General features: G+C 54.3%; 18 protein-coding genes. 12 read left to right on the top strand and 6 right to left on the bottom strand.

Features of this window, described 5'->3' with window-relative positions:
* Nucleotides 1–4 precede the first annotated feature (4 nt).
* Nucleotides 5–94 carry a type I toxin-antitoxin system toxin TisB gene (gene tisB, locus C3F35_RS11475; protein ID WP_039032257.1) on the bottom strand — a complete coding sequence of 30 codons (90 nt, stop codon included), beginning with the start codon at nucleotides 92–94 and terminating at the stop codon, nucleotides 5–7.
* Between the two features lie 584 nt (nucleotides 95–678).
* Here tisB and ltrA point away from each other — a divergent pair.
* From ltrA to ilvN, 6 genes are all read left to right on the top strand, one after another.
* The gene (ltrA, locus tag C3F35_RS11465) at nucleotides 679–2,166 is read left to right on the top strand and encodes a group II intron reverse transcriptase/maturase (protein ID WP_004178082.1); all 1,488 of its coding nucleotides are present in this window, start codon (nucleotides 679–681) and stop codon (nucleotides 2,164–2,166) included.
* A 659-nt stretch (nucleotides 2,167–2,825) separates the two neighbouring features.
* Nucleotides 2,826–3,539 (top strand): hypothetical protein, encoded by a 714-nt coding sequence (locus tag C3F35_RS11460; RefSeq protein ID WP_032615588.1) that lies wholly within the window; start codon nucleotides 2,826–2,828, stop codon nucleotides 3,537–3,539.
* Nucleotides 3,540–3,735: 196 nt separating this feature from the next.
* Nucleotides 3,736–4,215, top strand: a complete 480-nt coding sequence (locus tag C3F35_RS11450) for an Hcp family type VI secretion system effector (RefSeq protein ID WP_103793437.1) — start codon at nucleotides 3,736–3,738, stop codon at nucleotides 4,213–4,215.
* 638 nt (nucleotides 4,216–4,853) lie between these two features.
* Nucleotides 4,854–4,952 (top strand): ilvB operon leader peptide IvbL, encoded by a 99-nt coding sequence (ivbL, locus tag C3F35_RS11445; protein ID WP_071886509.1) that lies wholly within the window; start codon nucleotides 4,854–4,856, stop codon nucleotides 4,950–4,952.
* Nucleotides 4,953–5,054: 102 nt separating this feature from the next.
* Nucleotides 5,055–6,743, top strand: coding sequence for an acetolactate synthase large subunit (ilvB, locus tag C3F35_RS11440; protein ID WP_103793438.1), 1,689 nt, complete (start codon nucleotides 5,055–5,057; stop codon nucleotides 6,741–6,743).
* 3 nt (nucleotides 6,744–6,746) lie between these two features.
* Nucleotides 6,747–7,034 (top strand): acetolactate synthase small subunit, encoded by a 288-nt coding sequence (gene ilvN, locus C3F35_RS11435; RefSeq protein WP_032615597.1) that lies wholly within the window; start codon nucleotides 6,747–6,749, stop codon nucleotides 7,032–7,034.
* 1 nt (nucleotide 7,035) lies between these two features.
* On the opposite strand, the gene C3F35_RS11430 is transcribed toward ilvN, so the two are convergent.
* A complete protein-coding gene (locus tag C3F35_RS11430; protein WP_077226447.1) occupies nucleotides 7,036–7,827 on the bottom strand; it encodes a DeoR family transcriptional regulator in 792 nt (263 codons plus the stop codon).
* Nucleotides 7,828–8,149: 322 nt separating this feature from the next.
* On the opposite strand from C3F35_RS11430, the gene rbsK reads away from it, so the two are divergent.
* From rbsK to nepI, 6 genes are all read left to right on the top strand, one after another.
* On the top strand, nucleotides 8,150–9,070 hold the full coding sequence (gene rbsK / locus C3F35_RS11425) for a ribokinase (protein ID WP_059309036.1): 921 nt from the start codon (nucleotides 8,150–8,152) through the stop codon (nucleotides 9,068–9,070).
* Between the two features lie 29 nt (nucleotides 9,071–9,099).
* Entirely contained in the window at nucleotides 9,100–10,416 is a 1,317-nt protein-coding gene (gene fucP / locus C3F35_RS11420; RefSeq protein ID WP_059309035.1) for an L-fucose:H+ symporter permease, read from the top strand.
* An 8-nt stretch (nucleotides 10,417–10,424) separates the two neighbouring features.
* Nucleotides 10,425–11,438, top strand: coding sequence for an aldose 1-epimerase family protein (locus C3F35_RS11415; protein WP_103793439.1), 1,014 nt, complete (start codon nucleotides 10,425–10,427; stop codon nucleotides 11,436–11,438).
* 156 nt (nucleotides 11,439–11,594) lie between these two features.
* The gene (locus C3F35_RS11410; RefSeq protein ID WP_103793440.1) at nucleotides 11,595–12,599 is read left to right on the top strand and encodes an alpha/beta fold hydrolase; all 1,005 of its coding nucleotides are present in this window, start codon (nucleotides 11,595–11,597) and stop codon (nucleotides 12,597–12,599) included.
* A gap of 163 nt (nucleotides 12,600–12,762) precedes the next feature.
* Nucleotides 12,763–13,215, top strand: coding sequence for a DUF1198 domain-containing protein (locus C3F35_RS11405; protein ID WP_059309032.1), 453 nt, complete (start codon nucleotides 12,763–12,765; stop codon nucleotides 13,213–13,215).
* A gap of 166 nt (nucleotides 13,216–13,381) precedes the next feature.
* Nucleotides 13,382–14,575: a purine ribonucleoside efflux pump NepI gene (nepI, locus tag C3F35_RS11400; protein WP_032615611.1), complete on the top strand. Its 1,194-nt coding sequence runs from the start codon at nucleotides 13,382–13,384 to the stop codon at nucleotides 14,573–14,575.
* Nucleotides 14,576–14,768: 193 nt separating this feature from the next.
* Here the strand turns inward: nepI and C3F35_RS11395 are convergent, their stop codons facing one another.
* The 4 genes from C3F35_RS11395 to C3F35_RS11380 form a co-directional block, all read right to left on the bottom strand.
* Entirely contained in the window at nucleotides 14,769–15,674 is a 906-nt protein-coding gene (locus tag C3F35_RS11395; RefSeq protein ID WP_032615626.1) for a DMT family transporter, read from the bottom strand.
* Nucleotides 15,675–15,822: 148 nt separating this feature from the next.
* Nucleotides 15,823–17,202: a carbohydrate porin gene (locus C3F35_RS11390; protein ID WP_059308333.1), complete on the bottom strand. Its 1,380-nt coding sequence runs from the start codon at nucleotides 17,200–17,202 to the stop codon at nucleotides 15,823–15,825.
* Nucleotides 17,203–17,361: 159 nt separating this feature from the next.
* Nucleotides 17,362–17,664, bottom strand: a complete 303-nt coding sequence (locus C3F35_RS11385; protein WP_072250852.1) for a PTS lactose/cellobiose transporter subunit IIA — start codon at nucleotides 17,662–17,664, stop codon at nucleotides 17,362–17,364.
* Between the two features lie 11 nt (nucleotides 17,665–17,675).
* A complete protein-coding gene (locus tag C3F35_RS11380) occupies nucleotides 17,676–19,061 on the bottom strand; it encodes a glycoside hydrolase family 1 protein (protein ID WP_103793384.1) in 1,386 nt (461 codons plus the stop codon).
* Nucleotides 19,062–19,074 lie beyond the last annotated feature (13 nt).

Below are 19,074 nucleotides of genomic sequence, written 5' to 3'. Positions count from 1 at the left end.
TGAGTTACTTAACGTATTTCAGGACAGCATCAAGCAGTTGCAGTGCTGCAACAATGAGTTTGAGGATAAGTACAACCATATCCACTACGCTCATACGCGTCTCCTCTGGTTAAGGAGCACGATGCTGGCGTACCTTTCCGCTGCCTGTGACCAGCACCTTTGTTGACGTAACACAGTGTGCTCAGGTGGGGAGTGGAGGCGCTGACGGCACCACCCGTTTCAGCCAGGACTTCGTTGCGCCGGTGTACTACGAGCGGCTCCCCTCACACCCTGTGAACACACCCAGTATAGATAAATACTGTATATATGAACAGTGTGCGCCGGGAGACCGGTAGAGATCAAGGGGTGAAAGTCCCCGACCATTGAAGGACCAGCAATCCACAAGGTCCCCGAGTCATGCGTTGCATACCGCGAGGTATGGGGCGAAGCGTTGACAGGGGTGTTGACAGGCCAGCCATTGAGCCACGAAATGTATATTAAATTACCGGGTGCCGACGTTGTACTGTTAACGGAAGGCAAAATCATAGGGTGCGATACTGCGAGTGCCACATGGACCCGGCGGGGTCTGAGACCCTGGCATGTCAATACGATCTCTACGCGGGAACCGGGAGATCTCCCCTCTGACCATCTGCCAGTGTCGGAGATGGCCCGCACCGGGAAGACGAGGAGTCATAGCCGGTGATGTACGGAGAGGAGAAGTCGGACTCGCTCATAGTAGCGGCGAAGCAGGCGAACAACCCGAAAGGAGCGGAGTCAGTGGAGCGAAGGAGCGGGGCCAAGGGGAACGCGGAACAGCCACACATGCGCCGGACACAGAGCCGGGAAAGCATGTCACAGAGGCTGTCACGCGTGCGGGAAGCTGCGAAGCAGCGGAAGAAAGAACGGTTTACAGCATTGTTCCACCTGCTGACAGTCGAAGCACTGGAAGCCGCATTCCTCTCCCTGAGCAGGAAAGCGGCCGCCGGAGTGGATGGCATCAGGTGGATGGACTACGCCGGAAACATGAAGAACAACATAACAGATCTGCACCGGAGGCTACATCAGGGCAGCTACAGGGCGCAGCCCGGCAGGCGTCACTACATCCCAAAAGCGGATGGAAAACAACGCCCGCTCGGCATCGCCTCGCTGGAGGACAAGATCGTCCAGTATGCGCTGGTGAAAATCCTGAACGCAGTCTATGAAAACGACTTTATGGGGTTCTCATACGGGTTCAGACCCGGGCGAAGCCAGCACGATGCACTGGACGCACTGGCCACAGGGCTGGTACGCACTAACGTAAACTGGGTACTGGATGCCGACATCAGTCAGTTCTTCGACAGGGTGAGCCACGAATGGCTGATCAGGTTCACAGAGCATCGGATCGGCGACCGGAGGGTAATCAGGCTCATACGTAAGTGGCTCACAGCCGGGACGTCGGAGGAGGGTCAATGGCGAGCAACGGAGGAAGGCACCCCACAGGGTGCGGTCATCTCACCGCTGCTGGCAAACATATACCTCCACTACGTCTTCGATCTGTGGGCGCATCAGTGGCGACGTCGCTATGCCACAGGCAATGTGGTAATGGTCAGATACGCCGATGACATCGTCATCGGGTTCGACAAACGATACGATGCCCGGCGCTTCCGTATAGCCATGCAGCGCAGACTGAGGGAGTTCGGACTCACGGTTCACCCGGAGAAAACCCGTCTGATGGAGTTCGGCCGCTTCGCTGCCGAAAACCGTGCCATCAGGGGAAAAGGCAAACCAGAAACGTTCAACTTCCTCGGGTTCACGCACATCAGCGGGAAAGATCGCAACGGCAGGTTCATGCTGATACGAAAGACCCGCCGGGATCGGATGACGGCAACTCTGAAAGCCATCAAAGACGGTCTGCGAAGGCGCTGGCATTACTCAATCCCCGAACAGGGAAAATGGCTCAGGAGAGTGGTTCAGGGATACCTGAACTATCACTCGGTACCGGGCAACTTCCCCACCATGCAGAAGTTCAGGACACACGTAACAAACCTCTGGCGCCGGGCGCTCAGGCGCAGGAGCCAGAAGGATGATACGACCTGGACGAAAGCAAACAAACTGGCAGCCGCATGGCTACCAAGGGTTCGGGTTCTTCATCCATGGCCTGTGGAGCGGTTCACCGCCAGACACCCGAGGCAGGAGCCCGGTGCGTAAATCGCGCACGCCGGGATCTGTGCGGGGGGTATCCGGTAACGGGTATCCCTACCGCGACAATTTATGGACAAAACGTAAAGCGGGAGCCATACTCAAATGCGTCAAAATCCGTGCCGTAAATTGCGCGTTCCTGTGCGATCGCGTATACTTCGTGCGTTGACGTAACACAGTGTGCTCTGCGGTCACCAGCCGCAAACACTGAAAAAAACCTCGCTCCGGCGGGGTTTTTTGTTTTGTGGTCTCAAAAACATCTGTCTACTTATTAGCCACGCACACGGCTGGTATGCAGCATGTTTAAACCATCCATTTGATAATTGTTATATATAAATTTGATATAATTATAATATTCAACCAACCGCTGGAAAGTAGTGGTTCCGCTGTTTAGCCCCGCTGCGGATTGGTTAGGATCGCTTAAGGAACACTATTTTTATGAAGAAGTAGGTGTCTAATTTTGCATGTCAACGCCACTAAGTTCGTAAATTAATATAAGTCATCCATACCCCATGAAAAATTAAAAGTGCATCACGTATTATCATAATAAATAGTAATGAACCAAATTATGTTTTATGAGAATATCTCTGTGAATCAATATCACTAATTTGAATTGCTCGGCTTTTCAATGTATACCTATATAACCGCAGTAATCGTATGGATACATTATGCAAGCATCTGATTATTTAAAGATGAAGTTCCAGAGCGACAGGCAGTTGGGTATTTATGGACAGCAAGGCGTTGCAGGGACATGGCAAGTATTAAAGGGGATCGGCTCTGATATTTACTCAGGAATGGAGCGTGTAAGTTGGTACTCATCATGCTTAATTCCCATCTATCATGATGCATGTGATGAGCTTCTCTCAGAAGAAAAGAGGATGTATCTCTCTATTATGTCTATTTATCGTTATCGCGATGTAATAGCCTATATGCTCTATCTTTATTTCGAAAGTGTTATAGCTGATTCTGAAAATGGAAATGAACAAAATCGTGTTCGTAAGATGGATTCAAAAGTAACCGGCCTTGTTAAAAATATACCTACAAGTAAGGCTGCACGTTTAACAATAGCTTGGGGACTGGCAAAATCCCTTTCCGAATCTGGCTTACTCTCAGAAATCGTCATCGAACGGCTTGCACGTCGCGTACCTAACGTCGTCATGGCACTGCAATTGATTGGCACAGAACAGAAGTGCGCTCTTGCTGCCCGTCGCTTGAAAACTCTGGATCCTGAGTATTACGCAACTCTCTATGCCGCACAATTAGAAATGCTTTACTACTTTTTTGAGCCTTTTCTGTCTGAACTTATTAAGAAGGTGCGAATGGGATTCTACAGAGATTTCGAGTCAATTTCTAATGACTTAAAGGATAAGGGGTATGTTTAAGAGTCTGCTATCAATTTTATTTTCGGATATTTTATTTCCAATTTATATTTTTGCATGCGCCTCTTTGTTCCTGTGGTTGGTACCCGACTACTGGGTATTGTTAACATTCATTGCTATCGTCGTATTTATTATTGTTCATCCAATCATTTTCGGTCGCTTTGATAAGTACGATTGAATTTTATAAAAAGGAGTTTTTATGTCAAATCCGGCTTATTTATTTTTAACTGATGAAAATGGTTCTCCCATGGTTGGCCCTTGCCTTGTATCAGGGCGTGAAGGTGCAATTGAACTTAAATCTTTCACGCATAATGTAAACATCCCTGTTGACGGGAACACCGGGAGATTGACGGGTACGCGCATACATATGCCCGTCATGTTTCAAAAGGAATTTGATCGTGTCACCCCGCTTTTATTTCGGGCGCTGAGTATGGGGAAAACGCTCCAGTCTGCCACTATTAAGATGTATCAGATTAATCAGGCTGGTTTAGAACAGGAGTATTTTAATATCTTCCTTGAGAATGTAAAAATAACCTCAATCACACCAGGCCTGTATCCAGGCGCAAACACCGGAACACACCTTGAAACGGTTCTCATACGTTATGAGAAAATTACCTGGAAGCATTGCGAGGGCAATATTATTTATAGTGACTCCTGGAATGAGCGAGCAACATACTGAAACGGGATTTACAACAAAGCTATCTGGCAAATTTTAAAGTTCCACCTGATAGGTTTATGTCATACACATGCAGTAAGTCTTTGGAATGCATATAAACCACCAAAATAAGCGGTGGTTTTTGCTTTTGTTAACATTGCGAAGTAGTCAGATGTCGCTTATCAGAGTAATAAAACGCGACTAATTTCTAAGAAAGCTGGTTTATATGCGGTACCCAACCTTCCGCAGCACACGCAAGAACGCCATTTTTAGGCGAACCATAGCAAAAGGTCATTTTCCGTACCCTGCAGCATTGAAAATTTTTTCCGACACTGGATACCTTACGTGCAAGAATTAGTCGCTATGAAGCATATAGCCCCGACATGGTTGCGTTACGCCTGTAAATGGAATCCGTTCTTGTAAGTATTGCGGCTGTAAAACCTTGATGGATTCTCAACCATATCAAAACGTTGGTAACCAGATTCGGCGTAACACCCGCGCTGTTGATTGAGTGAGTTACAAGCCACTTTTTGAGTGTCATCACCCGACAAGCGAAACGTGATCCTTGACGCATTTTCAGCCAGATGAAAATAATTCCGTTGTCACGCCTCAAAACCTGTGCTTGTATAAATCCACTTAATGATTCCAGAAACAGGTTCCTAATGAACGCTTCCATGCTGACCTCGACCCTACTAAAAACTGCGCACCCAGCCGCAGTGGTCGTCGTGCGTGTGGTGGTGGTCGTCGGCAATGCGCCGTAGGGACTGAATCAACACACGATTCCAAACCCCGCCGGCGCAAACCGGCGGGGTTTTTGTTTAAAGGCCCCCCGGAAACCTGGCTCAGAATAAAAGGACTGGAGCATGGCAAGTTCGGGCACAACATCACACAAGACGCGTTTTACTGGCGCGCAGTTAATCGTTCATTTGCTGGAACGTCAGGGCATTACCACGGTAGCGGGTATTCCTGGCGGGACGGTACTTCCGCTGTATGACGCTTTAAGCCAAAGCACGCAGATCCGCCACGTGCTGGCGCGTCACGAGCAGGGCGCAGGCTTTATCGCTCAGGGCATGGCGCGTACCCAGGGCAAACCGGCGGTCTGTATGGCCTGTAGCGGGCCGGGGGCCACCAACCTGGTGACCGCCATCGCCGATGCCCGTCTCGACTCTATCCCGTTGGTCTGCATTACCGGCCAGGTGCCTGCCTCGATGATCGGCACCGATGCGTTTCAGGAAGTGGACACCTACGGCATCTCTATCCCCATCACCAAGCACAACTATTTAGTGCGCGATATCAGCGAATTACCGCAGGTTATCAGCGATGCGTTCCGTATCGCCCAGTCCGGCCGCCCTGGCCCGGTGTGGATAGACATTCCTAAGGATGTGCAGACCGCTGAAATTGAGATCGACGTGCTGCCAGAACCCGGCACGCGTGCACCATCGCCTGAATTCAGCGTTGAGAGCGTGCGCGAGGCGGCGGCGATGATAAACGCTGCACAACGTCCGGTGCTCTATCTGGGCGGTGGGGTCATCGATGCGCCTGACGCGGTGCGTGCCCTGGCCGAAAAAGCCAGCCTGCCGACCACCATGACCCTGATGGCACTGGGCATGCTGCCAAAAGCGCACCCCCTGTCGCTGGGGATGCTTGGCATGCACGGCGCCCGCAGCACCAACTTTATCCTGCAGGAAGCGGATCTGCTGATTGTTCTCGGGGCGCGTTTTGATGACCGGGCGATTGGCAAAACCGAGCAATTCTGCCCGAACGCCAAAATTATCCATGTGGATATCGACCGCGCAGAGCTGGGCAAAATCAAACAGCCGCACGTAGCGATCCAGGGGGATGTTAACGAGGTGCTGGCGCAGCTGCTGCCGCACATTGATGCTACCCCACGCACCGCGTGGCAGCAGCAGGTGACCGGCCTGCAACAGGAGTTCCCGGGGGCTATTCCGACCGGGGGCGATCCGCTCAGCCATTACGGGCTGATTAACGCCGTGGCCGCCTGCGTGGACGACAGCGCCATCATCACCACCGACGTGGGCCAGCATCAGATGTGGACCGCCCAGGCCTATCCGTTGAACCGTCCACGTCAGTGGCTGACCTCCGGCGGATTGGGAACGATGGGCTTTGGTCTGCCTGCGGCAGTAGGCGCGGCGCTGGCGAACCCGGACCGGAAGGTGATCTGCTTCTCCGGCGACGGCAGCCTGATGATGAATATTCAGGAGATGGCCACCGCGGCGGAAAACCAGCTGGATGTGAAAATTATCCTGATGAACAACGAAGCGCTGGGGCTGGTGCATCAGCAGCAGAGTCTGTTCTACAAGCAGGGCGTCTTTGCTGCCACCTATCCGGGGATGATTAACTTTATGCAGATTGCTGCCGGTTTTGGCCTGCACACCTGCGATCTGAATGCCGAGGAAGACGCGCACGCGGCGCTGCAGGCGGCGATCTCACGCCCTGGCCCGGCGCTGATCCACGTGCGTATCGATCCACAACAAAAAGTCTATCCGATGGTCCCACCCGGTGCGGCCAATACTGAAATGGTGGGGGAATAAGCCATGCAAAAACAAAACGATAATGTCATTCTGGAGCTTACTGTCCGCAACCACCCCGGCGTCATGACCCACGTCTGCGGGCTGTTTGCCCGCCGCGCCTTTAACGTGGAGGGCATCCTCTGTCTGCCGATTCAGGGAAGCGAACACAGCCGCATCTGGCTGCTGGTGAATGACGATCAGCGACTGGAGCAGATGATGGCCCAGATCGACAAGCTGGAAGATGTGGTGAAAGTGGTGCGTAACCAGTCCGATCCGACCATGTTTAACAAAATTACGGTGTTCTTCGAGTAAATCAGTCCCCGGCAGCGTCCGGGGTTATGATCTTCACAAAGCCGTTCCGGCAGTGGGCCGGATAGTCTGCCGGTAGCGGACGGTCGCTGATCAGCACATCAAAGGCCGACAGCGGCCCGATGCTGGCGGGGGCCACTTCATCAAACAGGGCGTAGCGGGCCAGCAGGATTTTGCGGATGCCGTGCTGCATGGCTTTGCGCTTGGTGGCCAGGTCGTCCAGGTTAAACCAGGTCACGCCGTAGTGCTCATGCACGCCGCTGGCGGAGATAAACACCTTACGCGGGTTCAGGGAGTCCAGCACCGAGGGATTGCTGGTGTCATAAAACGCATCGCTTTTTGCCCGATAGGTGCCGCCACACAGAATGGCGGTGGCGTTGGGCTTTTCATTGAGCGCCATAAATACGCGATGTGAATAACAGATACCGGTAAAGGTGATGTCGTCCGGGATCATGCTAATCACCAGCGGCATTTCCGGGCCGTTATCGAAAAAGACCAGATCGTTTTCTGCCACCATGCCGGCCGCCAGAATGGCGATGGGCAAGTCGTCGGGATGGTGTGTCTGGCTGCGAACGACGGGGGTCGCAGGCGCGGAGGCCGGTTTGTTGACCATCACGATATAGCCGCCCAGCAGGGTCAGGGGGAGCACGGTTTCATGGTTATCCGGGCTGAGATCGCGACGGATGGTCATGACGGAGACTTCAAGCATCCTGGCGGCATCTTTCAGGTGAATGCGGTCGGTTTTCTTTAATAGCTCCACCAGACGCCGGATTCGTTCTTTTTGCTTCGTCTCCATTCACCCTCTCCGCACTTTATGATGTTCCGATAAACACATTTATGATGCGTCAGGAACATTCTTGTTGCGCCATACTATACTGCCGCCCGGCAGGAAAGAAAAGTCACTTCTCAAACTGTTTGTCTACCTCAACTCATTGTTATAAATGATTTAATTAACAAACCTCAATCCTGGATCACATTTCTATCGCCGCATAACGCTTAAACAATAAACAGCGGGAGGGATCCTGTAATCGCGATCACAGTCACAAATGATACGAAAATAACATGATAATGTTACGATAATATCATTGTTGTGTGATTGTTTCAGAGAGGTAGTAAAGATGGATATCGCGGTTATCGGCTCCAACATGGTGGATCTCATCACCTACATTAATCAGATGCCGAAGGAGGGCGAAACCCTCGAAGCCCCGGCATTTAAAATTGGCTGTGGCGGCAAAGGCGCGAATCAGGCGGTGGCGGCGGCCAAGCTCAATTCGAAGGTGATGATGCTGACCAAGGTCGGTGACGATATTTTTGCTGATAACACCATCCGCAATCTGGAGTCCTGGGGTATCAATACCACCTATGTGGAAAAAGTGCCCTGTACCAGCAGCGGCGTGGCGCCGATCTTTGTTAACGCCAACTCCAGCAACAGTATTCTGATTGTGAAGGGCGCCAATAAATTCCTCTCACCAGAAGATATCGACCGCGCGGCAGACGATCTGAAAAAGTGCCAGTTAATTGTTCTGCAACTTGAAGTGCAGCTGGAGACGGTTTATCACGCCATCGAGTTTGGTAAAAAGCACGGTATTCAGGTGCTATTAAATCCAGCCCCTGCATTACGTGAATTAGATATGTCCTATGCCTGTAAATGTGATTTCTTTGTGCCGAACGAAACCGAGCTGGAAATTCTGACCGGCATGCCGGTGAATACCTACGAAAATATCTGTCTCGCGGCGCGATCGCTGGTAGAGAAAGGGCTGAATAATATTATCGTCACCATGGGTGAAAAAGGCGCGCTGTGGATGACGCGCGACCGGGAAGTCAAGGTTCCGGCATGTAAAGTCAATGCAGTAGATACCAGCGGGGCCGGTGATGCCTTTATCGGCTGCTTCGCCCATTACTACGTCCAGAGCGGCGACGTTGAAGCCGCCATGAAAAAAGCCTCCCTCTTTGCCGCTTTCAGCGTCACCGGGAAAGGCACCCAGTCGTCTTACCCCAGCATTGAACAATTCAATGAGTATCTGGCATTGAACGAATAATAAAACCCTGCGAAATAAAAGGTAGCACTATGAACGATAAAAACATCATTCAGATGCCTGACGGCTATCTGAATAAAACCCCTCTGTTCCAGTTTATTTTGTTATCCTGCTTATTCCCGTTATGGGGATGCGCTGCTGCTTTAAATGATATTTTAATTACGCAGTTTAAAAGCGTCTTTGCACTCAGTAATTTTGCCTCAGCACTGGTGCAAAGCGCGTTTTATGGCGGCTATTTCCTTATTGCTATTCCGGCCTCGCTGGTCATTAAAAAGACCAGCTATAAAGTGGCGATCTTAATCGGATTAACGCTCTATATCGTGGGCTGTACGCTCTTTTTCCCCGCTTCGCACATGGCAACTTACACCATGTTCCTGGCGGCAATTTTTGCCATTGCCATTGGTTTGAGCTTCCTTGAAACGGCGGCCAACACCTACAGCTCAATGATTGGCCCCAAAGCCTATGCCACGCTGCGCCTCAACGTCAGCCAGACCTTCTATCCGATAGGTGCTGCGGCGGGCATCCTGCTGGGTAAATATCTGGTCTTCTCCGAAGGCGACAGCCTGGAAAAACAGATGGCGGGCATGAACGCTGAACAGATCCATAACTTTAAGATCCTGATGCTGGAAAACACGCTTGAGCCATATAAGTACATGATTATGGTGCTGGTTGTGGTGATGGTTCTGTTCCTGTTGACCCGCTTCCCAACCTGCAAAGTGGCGCAAACCGCAGAACGTAAGCGCCCGTCGGCAATGGATACGCTGCGTTACCTCTCTACCAATGCCCGCTTCCGTCGCGGTATCGTGGCGCAGTTCCTCTATGTGGGCATGCAGGTCGCGGTGTGGTCGTTCACCATCCGTCTGGCGCTGGAGCTAGGGGATATCAACGAACGCGACGCCTCTAACTTTATGGTGTACAGCTTTGCCTGCTTCTTCATCGGCAAGTTTGTCGCCAACATTCTGATGACCCGCTTCAACCCGGCGAAGGTGCTTATTCTGTACTCGGTTATCGGCGCGCTGTTCCTGGCATACGTGGCGCTGGCACCGAGCTTTAGCGCGGTCTACGTGGCGGTGCTGGTGAGCATTCTGTTCGGGCCGTGCTGGGCAACCATCTATGCAGGCACGCTGGATACCGTGGACAACGAGCATACCGAAATGGCAGGCGCGGTCATTGTGATGGCGATTGTCGGTGCGGCGGTCGTCCCTGCGGTGCAGGGCTATGTCGCGGACCTGTTCCATTCGTTACAGGCCTCGTTCCTGGTCTCCATGCTGTGCTTTGTCTACGTCGGGGTTTACTTCTGGCGTGAGAGCAAAGTGCGCCGTGAATTGACCGAAGCCACCGCTTCCTGAGGAGAATCATGATGACGCAACTTCCCCTGTGGCGCGCGCTCTTTACTGAACAGCCGCGCACTCTGCTGCAAAATGATGACTTCACGGTGACGGCGTTTCGCTACGCCAGCGGCGTGGAAGGGCTGCGGGTGCAAAACAGCCGCGGCCACCTGGTGATCCTGCCCTGGCTGGGGCAGATGATCTGGGATGCGGAGTTCGATGGCCGCGACCTGACGATGCGCAATATGTTCAGCCAGCCAAAAGCGGCAAAAGAGGTTATCGAAACCTATGGCTGCTTCGCCTTTCACTCTGGCCTGCTGGCAAACGGCTGTCCGTCGCCGGAGGACGCCCATCCTCTGCACGGCGAAATGCCCTGCGCGCCAATGGATGACGCCTGGCTGGAGCTGGACGGCGATAGCCTGACGGTGACCGGTCGCTATGAGTATGTGATGGGATTCGGTCATCATTATCAGGCGCAGCCAGCGGTGACGTTACGTAAAGAGAGCGCCCTGTTTGATATCGCCATGTCGGTGACCAATCTGGCGACGGTTCCCATGCCGCTGCAGTACATGTGCCATATGAACTATGCGTATGTTGAAGGGGCGACCTTCAGCCAGAACGTCCTGGATGAGGCTATTCAGCTGCGCGAGTCGATTCCGGCGCACGTGAAGCCGACCGAACAGTGGCTGGCGTTCAACCAACGGCTCCAGCAGGGCGAAGCCACTTTGAAGACGCTCTCTGAACCGCACTTTTACGATCCCGAGATTGTCTTTTTCGCCGACCGGCTCGATCGCTACACGGATAGCCCGGAATTCCGCATGATCGCACCCGATGGCACCACCTTTGTTACGCGCTTTAGCAGTGCTGAGCTGAAGTACGCCACCCGCTGGATCCTCTATAACGGCGATCAGCAGGTTGCGGCCTTCGTGCTTCCGGCCACCTGCCGCCCGGAAGGATTCCTGGCGGCGCAAAACAGCGGCAGCCTGATCCAGCTTGCGTCCCGGGAAACCCGTCATTTCCGGGTAACAACCGGTATTCTGTAAGAGTCGAACCCCGCCCGGCCTCGCGCCGGGTTTTTCACCAGGGAAAACCCGCAAACCTTTACCCCGCTTTACACCCTCGATCTGCCCCATGCTCTACAGTTTTTTTGCTGCCGCCTTTCGTGCAGCCTTAGCCCCTTTTGCTAATGGAGAGCTTGCATGTTGACCCGACGATTGTCCTGTCTTGCGCTGCTGGTGGCACTGACCTCACCCGCCATGGCTGCCGATACCCCCACCTATGGCGAAAAGCTGGAAGGTTTTGACTACGCCTGGCCGGTGAAACATTTCACCTTTACCTCGCAAAACCAGTCGCTTGATATGGCGTATCTGGATGTTAAGCCGGAAAAAGCCAACGGCCGTACCGTGGTGCTGATGCACGGTAAAAACTTCTGCGCCGGAACCTGGGAAGATACTATTCGCGCGCTCACCGCCAGCGGCTATCGCGTGGTGGCCCCCGATCAGATCGGTTTTTGCAAATCCACTAAGCCGGAACGCTATCAGTACACCTTCCAGCAGCTGACAGACAATACCCATGCGTTGCTGAAAGCGCTGGACATCGATCGCGTCACCGTTATTGGGCACTCCACCGGCGGCATGCTGGCAACCCGCTATGCGCTGATGTGGCCGCAGCAGGTAGAACAGCTGGTGATGGTGAATCCGATTGGCCTGGAAGACTGGAAAGCACGCGGCGTGCCGCATATCACCGTGGATAAGTGGTATCAGCGGGAGCTGAAAACCAGCGCCGACGGCATTCGCGAGTACGAAAAAAACACCTACTACGCCGGGGAGTGGAAGCCGGAATACGAGCGCTGGGTCACCATGCTCGCCGGGCTGAATAACGGGCCGGGCAAAGAGCGTGTCGCCTGGAACTCGGCGCTGCTCTACGACATGATTTATACCCAGCCGGTGATCTATGAATTCAGCGAGCTGAAGATGCCGGTATTATTGATGATCGGCACGAAGGACAACACCGCCATCGGCAAAGATCTCGCCCCGCCGGAGGTGCGCAAGACGCTGGGCAACTACGCGGTGCTGGGCAAAGAGACGGCAAAACGCATTCCTCAGGCGACGCTGGTCGAGTTTAACGACATGGGCCACGCCCCGCAGATGCAGGATCCGCAGCGTTTCCACGAGGCGCTGCTGAAGGGCTTGCAGACACGCTGATCTGACTTTCATTGCACGCTGATATTCGCCTGGATGCTTTGCCGGGCGGATATCTGTTTTCATGGCCCCGATCCACTGTTTCTCCGTTTATTAATCCGATGTTGTCTGCTGTCGATACACCGCATTTCCCGATATCATGCACGGCTAACCGTAAGGAGAGTTCATGGTCTGGATAATGCTGGCTACGCTTGCCGTGGTGTTTGTGGTGGGCTTTCGCGTCATGACGTCGGGACCCCGACGCGCCATTCGTCGTCTCAGTGAACGTCTGGGGATCACCCCTGTGCCGCTGGAGTCGATGATCGATCAGTTTGGCAAAACCGCCGGCAATGAGTTTATCCGCTACCTGGAGCGCCCGGACGAGGCGCATCTGCAAAATGCCGCTCAGGTGCTGCTGATCTGGCAGGTGTGCATTGTCGACAGCAGTGAAAACAACCTGCTGAACTGGTATCGCCTGCTGCGCAAGGCGCGTCTCGCTGCGCCGATCACCGATGCCCAGATTCGTCTGGCGCTCGGCTTTATGCGCGATATGGAACCCGATCCGTACGAACTTAACGCCTTCCAGCTGCGCTATAACCAACTCTTCCTGCCGGAAGAGGGGGTCTTCTTTCTGCATTGATTCCACCTTGCCCGGTGGCGCGACGCTTACCGGGCCTGCCTGACCTGTAGCCCGGTGCATGCGCCGCCCGGCAAAAAGTGCCAAAAGTTGTCTAAACGTTAAATAGATCACACTTTAACTGTTAAACTGCACGGCTTTCTCGCTCGTTTTCTCCTCAGGTGATGCCATGACAGAACAGATCCAATCCGCCCCTTCGCCCCATGTTGAAGCGGTCTCCCGCCCGAACTGGTCGGCGGTTTTTTCCGTGGCGTTTTGCGTCGCCTGCCTGATTACCGTGGAGTTTTTGCCGGTCAGCCTGCTGACGCCGATGGCGCAGGATCTGGGCATTTCTGAAGGGCTGGCGGGTCAGTCGGTTACCGTCACCGCCTTTGTTGCCATGTTTGCCAGCCTGTTTATTACCCAGGCGATTGGCACCACCGATCGCCGCAAGGTGGTGATCCTCTTTTCTGTCCTGCTGACGCTCTCGTGCCTGCTGGTCTCCTTTGCCGATAACTTTATGTTGCTGCTGCTGGGGCGCGCCTGCCTTGGGCTGGGTCTGGGCGGATTCTGGGCAATGTCGGCCTCGCTCACCATGCGGCTGGTACCGGCGCGTACCGTGCCGAAAGCGCTCTCGGTTATCTTTGGTGCGGTCTCCATCGCGCTGGTGATCGCTGCGCCGCTGGGCAGCTTCCTCGGCGGGATCATCGGCTGGCGCAACGTCTTTAACGGTGCCGCGGTGATGGGGTTGCTGTGCATTCTGTGGGTGTGGAAAGCGCTGCCGTCGCTGCCGGGCGAAGCCGCGCACCATAAGCAGAACATGTTCAGCCTACTGAAGCGCCCCGGCGTGCTGGCGGGGATGACGGCTATCTTTATGTCCTTCGCCGGGCAGTTTGCGTTCTTTACCTACATCCGCCCGGTATTTATGACCATGGCCGGGTTCGACGTCGATGGCCTGACGCTGGTGCTGCTGAGCTTTGGTATCGCCAGTTTTGTCGGCACCTCGCTGTCGGCGCAGTTCCTGAAACGCTCGCTGAAATTTGCGCTCGCAGGTGCGCCGCTGGTGCTGGCAATCAGCGCTGCCGTGCTTATTCTGTGGGGCAGCGATAAGTGGGTGGCTTCGGCGATTGCGATTATCTGGGGCTTTGCCTTTGCGCTGGTACCGGTGGGCTGGTCGACGTGGATCACCCGCTCGCTGGCCGATCAGGCCGAAAAAGCCGGGTCGATTCAGGTAGCGGTGATCCAGCTGGCAAACACCTGCGGTGCAGCGGTGGGCGGCGTGGCGCTCGACCATCTGGGGCTGACGTCACCGCTGGTGATTTCCGGCACGCTGATGCTGCTGACGGCGCTGCTGGTGGCAGCGAAGGTGAGGGCGAAGTCCTAAATTCGCCCCTCTCCCCGGCCCTCTCCCCAAAGGGGCGAGGGTGAAAAGCCTGCACCGGGCAATTCCCTGGCCCCCTGGGGAGAGCGTGAAAAGACCGCCCCGGGCAATCCCCTTGCCCCCTGGCGAGAGCGTGAAAAGACCGCACCGGACAGTCCCCTCGCCCCTTTGGGGAGAGGGTTAGGGTGAGGGGAAATCAGGCTGATGTCTGAACCCGTCTTCTCGAATCCATCGAAATCAACACCACCGACGAGACAATCAATAGCGTGCCCAGCCAGTCAGGCAGGGTAAACGCCACGCCCAGTAAAATAACCGACAGCAGGGCGCTGCTCAGTGGCTCGGCGCAGCTCAGAATGCTCGCCTTCGGCCCGCCAATCATCTGCGCGCCTTTCAGATACAGGCTGAAGGTTACCGCTGTGCCAATCACCACCAGATAGAAGAATGCCAGCAGCAGGCTACCGTCGATCACGAAGGTGGTCCCGCGCCCGGCATAGAACGGCGTTAACATCAGTCCGGCCAGCAGCATACTCCAGCCGACGATTGGCAGGGTGCCGTAGCGGGCAATCAGCGTGGAAGGGTAGGTGGTATAAAACGCCGCGGCGAAGGCGGAGGCGATGCCCCAGCAGAGCGCTGCCGGAGAGATGGTCAGCGAGGTGGGATCGCCGTGCGTGACCAGTAAAAAGGTGCCGATCAGCGACGTCATGATCGCCGCCAGCACGAAAATGCCCGGGCGCTTTTTGCGCGCCAGCGCGAACCACGCCACGATAATGGTCGGCGACAGGAACTGTAGTACGGTGGCGGTGGCGGCGTTGGATTTCTCAATGGTGACCAGGAAAGTAAGTTGGACGATCAGCGCCCCGAACAGGGAGAAAATCAGCAGGCTGATAGCATCCTTACGATTTTTGATGACCGAGAAAATCTTGTCGCCGTGGACGAATGAGAGCGTCAGCAGGATCACGCCGGTAAACAGCAGGCGGATCATGGTGAGATAAGGTGAAGAGATCTGACTTTTCTCCATGATGTACTGCGCGCAAACGCCTGAGCTGCCCCATAAAATGGCGGCGATCAGGACGTTCAGCATCCCTTTACGTGTGGAACCCATGTTCTCCCCTGCGATGTTGGTTTTTATTCGGCCAACAGCATAGCATGGTTGCGTACAGCCTGATGCCCCCACGCCGGGCCTCTCCCATGGGGAGAGGGGGCAAACATGAAAAACGGCAACGCATGTTGCCGTTTTGCTTTTACCTTGCCTAGAACCAGGCTTCCCACATCGCGCCGACGTTGAAGTCGTCCAGCGTTTCATCCCGGGTGTTGTTCACGCGGGCGGTGCGCTCGTTATCCACCTTGCCGCCGGTGACGTAGAAGCGCAGCATCGGACGGAACTCCGGCCCCATGGCGATGGACATGTTCTGCGACAGGGTCAGCTTCCAGCCCTTGTTATCCCCGCCGTTGTCGTAATCCACATGCTGCCAGCCCGCCTCCAGCCAGGTGGAGTGAACGTCGTTCCACCAGTGCATCGGACGCACGATGGCGTTGTAGTTCTTACGGTTGTCGGTATTGTCCCGGCTGTTGTCATAGTCGTGGAAGGCCAGCAGGTACTCCACCTGGGTCGCCTGGGTGAACTTGTACAGCCCTTCGAAGCTGGCGTAGACCGTGGTCAGGTCCTCGGTTTTGTTGTACACGCTGTTGTCAGCGTTATCAGAGTAACGGGCAATCACCTTGTTCACGCCGCTGTCACTGGTGTGGCTCAGGACCACGCCACCCTGCCAGGCGTTGGTCCGCTCTTCGGTGTCGATGGCTTTCGAGTCAAAGCCGTAGTTGGCATACAGCTCCAGGTCGATCGGGCCGAGCTTCATGCCGTGAATTTTGGAGGTGGCCGCGTAGTTGCCTTTGTCCCCGGTGCCGGAGCCGCCGGTACAGGTGATGCGCGACGGGTTAGCCTCGTCGTCCATCACTTCCGGGCTGCAGGATTCGACTGCCGCCACGGTGGCCACGTCAAACTGCACCCCGCCGATGTCGAAGTTCTTCACCCCGGCACCCTGGCCGTCGTGGTTCATCCAGAAGTAGTCGTTGATGCCCTGCTGCGGACGCTGGTGGAAATCACGCCCGGCCCAGATATAGGCGTTCGGGTTGGATGCCAGAATGTTGGTCACCCCGGCGTAGGCTTTTTTCAGGTTCACCTCGTCGCCCCAGTGGTCGATCATCACGTTGACGTCCCAGATGGCGCCGTTTTCGCCCTTAAAGGCTTTCGAAAGCTGGAACTCGCCGCCGTTGCCTTCGTTGCCCAGACGACCAATGGCCGAGGCGCCGTTGTAGGAGCCGTCCACCGCGACGTATTTCTGGTCGGCGGCCTGGAAGTGCGCGCCGTAGCGGGCATAGCCGGTAAATTTAATGCCGAACGGGATGGCCATATCCGGGGACTGGGCGGCGCTCTGCGGCTCGGTCACCACGTCGGCCTTTTTCGCCACCGCAGCATCCATTTTTGCCTGGCGCTCGGCCAGGGCTTTGTCCACCGCTTTGGCCACAATGGCGTCGATTTGCTCCTGCGTGAATTCCTGGGCGAGGACAGAAATTGGGCAAAGCGCGGCGATAACCGCCATTGTTAATGGAAGTTTTTTAATCATATTCATGGTTATCTCAATATATTTAAATTTTATTCAGACAATAACCACCCCGTTCCGCATTGACAGAATATGTCGCTGTCATCAGAACAAGTTGATTTTTATTTTTTAGGGTACAGAGGCTTTACACTATTATCGTAACATTCACTCCATGGCTAATATTTACTATTAACGCTGATACAGGTGAATAATTTCTTCGGATAATTCACGGGCCAGCAGCGAGTTCATTAAATGATCCTGGGCGTGTACCATAATTAACGTCATCGGCTGGCGGGCTTCACCCGCGTCCTGCTCGATCAGTTTGGTCTGCATATGGTGCGCCTGGCGCGCGTAGCCATCGGCTTCGCGCAGCAGGCTTTTCGCTTCGTCAAAGTTGCCCTGCCGCGCAGCATGCAGTGCTTCAAAGCACAGGCTGCGCGACTGACCAGCATTGACGATGATTTCCATTACGGCTTCTTCTAAGGCAATCATCATCTATTACTCTATTTATCGAAACTATTATTCAGAGAGGTTTCGGCAAACCATTCTCCGCTCTTTTTAATGGTGCGCTGCTGCGTGGTTAAATCCAGCTGGATAAAACCGTAGCGGTTTTTATAGGCATTACACCATGACCAGTTATCAATAAATGTCCACATATGATAGCCAAGACAATTACAGCCTTCGCTAATTCCTTTATGTAGCCATTTAAGGTGTTCAGAAATAAAATCGATACGGTATTGATCATTAATCTGGCCGTTCTCAATAAAACGCTGCTCGTTTTCGACGCCCATGCCATTTTCAGAAATAAAACAGCGAGGGTTGCCGTAATTATCGCGCAGGTTAATGAGAATATCGTAAATACCCGGCTCGTAAATTTCCCAGCCACGGTACGGGTTCATTTTACGGCCTGGCATTTCGTAGCTGTCGAAGAACCACTCCGGCATAAAGGGTGCCTGTGGATTGATGGCCGTATCACGACACTTCACCCGACGCGGCTGGTAGTAGTTAACCCCCAGCAGGTCGATTTTGCCGTCGGCAATCAGCGCGCTGTCTTCCGGCAGACAGGCAGGCAGCTGATCGTGTGCCTTCAGCATCGCCACCAGATCCGCCGGGTATTCCCCGCACAGCACCGGGTCGAGGAAGCTGCGGTTAAACAGCAGGTCGCAATGGTGCGCGGCCTTCACATCCGCCGGATTCTGCGAACGCGGATAGGACGGTGTCAGGTTCAGCACAATGCCAATCTCACCGGCGAAATGCCCGGCGCGAAAGGCACGAACCGCCTGCGCATGGGCCAGCACGGTGTGATAGGCCACGGTTGCCGCGCGGCGGAAATCAACCACGTTCGGGTAGTGGAAGTCATACAAATACCCGCCCTCTACCGGCACAATCGGCTCGTTAAAGGTAAACCAGTGCATTACCCGATCACCAAAAAGCTCAAAGCAGGTTTCTGCGTAGCGGGCATAGGCCGCGACCACATCACGGTTTTCCCACCCGCCGATCTCCTGCATCGCCATCGGCATGTCGAAGTGGAACAGGGTGATAAACGGCGTCACGCCCTGGGCAAGCAGCTCGTCGATCACCTGATTGTAGAACGCGACCGCCTCCTGGTTTACTTCACCCACGCCGTCCGGGATCAGGCGCGCCCAGCTTATCGAGGTGCGAAAGCTATTGTGGTTCAGCTGCTTTAACAGCTGAATGTCGGCTTTCCAGTGCTGATAAAACGTGGAGGTATTTTGCGGTCCTACCCCATTGTGAAAGCGATTCGGCTCAGTAGCGAACCAGTGATCCCAGGTGGTTAATCCCTTACCACTGCCCTGGCTTTCCCCTTCGGTTTGCAGTGCAGAACAGGCGCTACCCCACCAGAAGTTTTCGGGAAATGCATATTTCATAAAACGTCCTCTT

It is taken from the genome of Leclercia sp. LSNIH3, assembly GCF_002935105.1.
In the GTDB taxonomy this organism is placed as follows: domain Bacteria; phylum Pseudomonadota; class Gammaproteobacteria; order Enterobacterales; family Enterobacteriaceae; genus Enterobacter; species Enterobacter adecarboxylatus.
Note: the sequence above shows the minus strand (reverse complement) of the source record. Positions and strands in the feature narration are given on the sequence as shown.

Excerpts from the sequence above, each read along its gene's own strand:
- tisB (WP_039032257.1), bottom strand. The coding sequence starts at position 94 with ATGAGCGTAGTGGATATGGTTGTACTTATCCTCAAACTCATTGTTGCA.
- C3F35_RS11460 (WP_032615588.1), top strand. The coding sequence starts at position 2,826 with ATGCAAGCATCTGATTATTTAAAGATGAAGTTCCAGAGCGACAGGCAG.
- C3F35_RS11450 (WP_103793437.1), top strand. The coding sequence starts at position 3,736 with ATGTCAAATCCGGCTTATTTATTTTTAACTGATGAAAATGGTTCTCCC.
- ivbL (WP_071886509.1), top strand. The coding sequence starts at position 4,854 with ATGAACGCTTCCATGCTGACCTCGACCCTACTAAAAACTGCGCACCCA.
- ilvB (WP_103793438.1), top strand. The coding sequence starts at position 5,055 with ATGGCAAGTTCGGGCACAACATCACACAAGACGCGTTTTACTGGCGCG.
- ilvN (WP_032615597.1), top strand. The coding sequence starts at position 6,747 with ATGCAAAAACAAAACGATAATGTCATTCTGGAGCTTACTGTCCGCAAC.
- C3F35_RS11430 (WP_077226447.1), bottom strand. The coding sequence starts at position 7,827 with ATGGAGACGAAGCAAAAAGAACGAATCCGGCGTCTGGTGGAGCTATTA.
- rbsK (WP_059309036.1), top strand. The coding sequence starts at position 8,150 with ATGGATATCGCGGTTATCGGCTCCAACATGGTGGATCTCATCACCTAC.
- fucP (WP_059309035.1), top strand. The coding sequence starts at position 9,100 with ATGAACGATAAAAACATCATTCAGATGCCTGACGGCTATCTGAATAAA.
- C3F35_RS11415 (WP_103793439.1), top strand. The coding sequence starts at position 10,425 with ATGATGACGCAACTTCCCCTGTGGCGCGCGCTCTTTACTGAACAGCCG.
- C3F35_RS11410 (WP_103793440.1), top strand. The coding sequence starts at position 11,595 with ATGTTGACCCGACGATTGTCCTGTCTTGCGCTGCTGGTGGCACTGACC.
- C3F35_RS11405 (WP_059309032.1), top strand. The coding sequence starts at position 12,763 with ATGGTCTGGATAATGCTGGCTACGCTTGCCGTGGTGTTTGTGGTGGGC.
- nepI (WP_032615611.1), top strand. The coding sequence starts at position 13,382 with ATGACAGAACAGATCCAATCCGCCCCTTCGCCCCATGTTGAAGCGGTC.
- C3F35_RS11395 (WP_032615626.1), bottom strand. The coding sequence starts at position 15,674 with ATGGGTTCCACACGTAAAGGGATGCTGAACGTCCTGATCGCCGCCATT.
- C3F35_RS11390 (WP_059308333.1), bottom strand. The coding sequence starts at position 17,202 with ATGAATATGATTAAAAAACTTCCATTAACAATGGCGGTTATCGCCGCG.
- C3F35_RS11385 (WP_072250852.1), bottom strand. The coding sequence starts at position 17,664 with ATGATTGCCTTAGAAGAAGCCGTAATGGAAATCATCGTCAATGCTGGT.
- C3F35_RS11380 (WP_103793384.1), bottom strand. The coding sequence starts at position 19,061 with ATGAAATATGCATTTCCCGAAAACTTCTGGTGGGGTAGCGCCTGTTCT.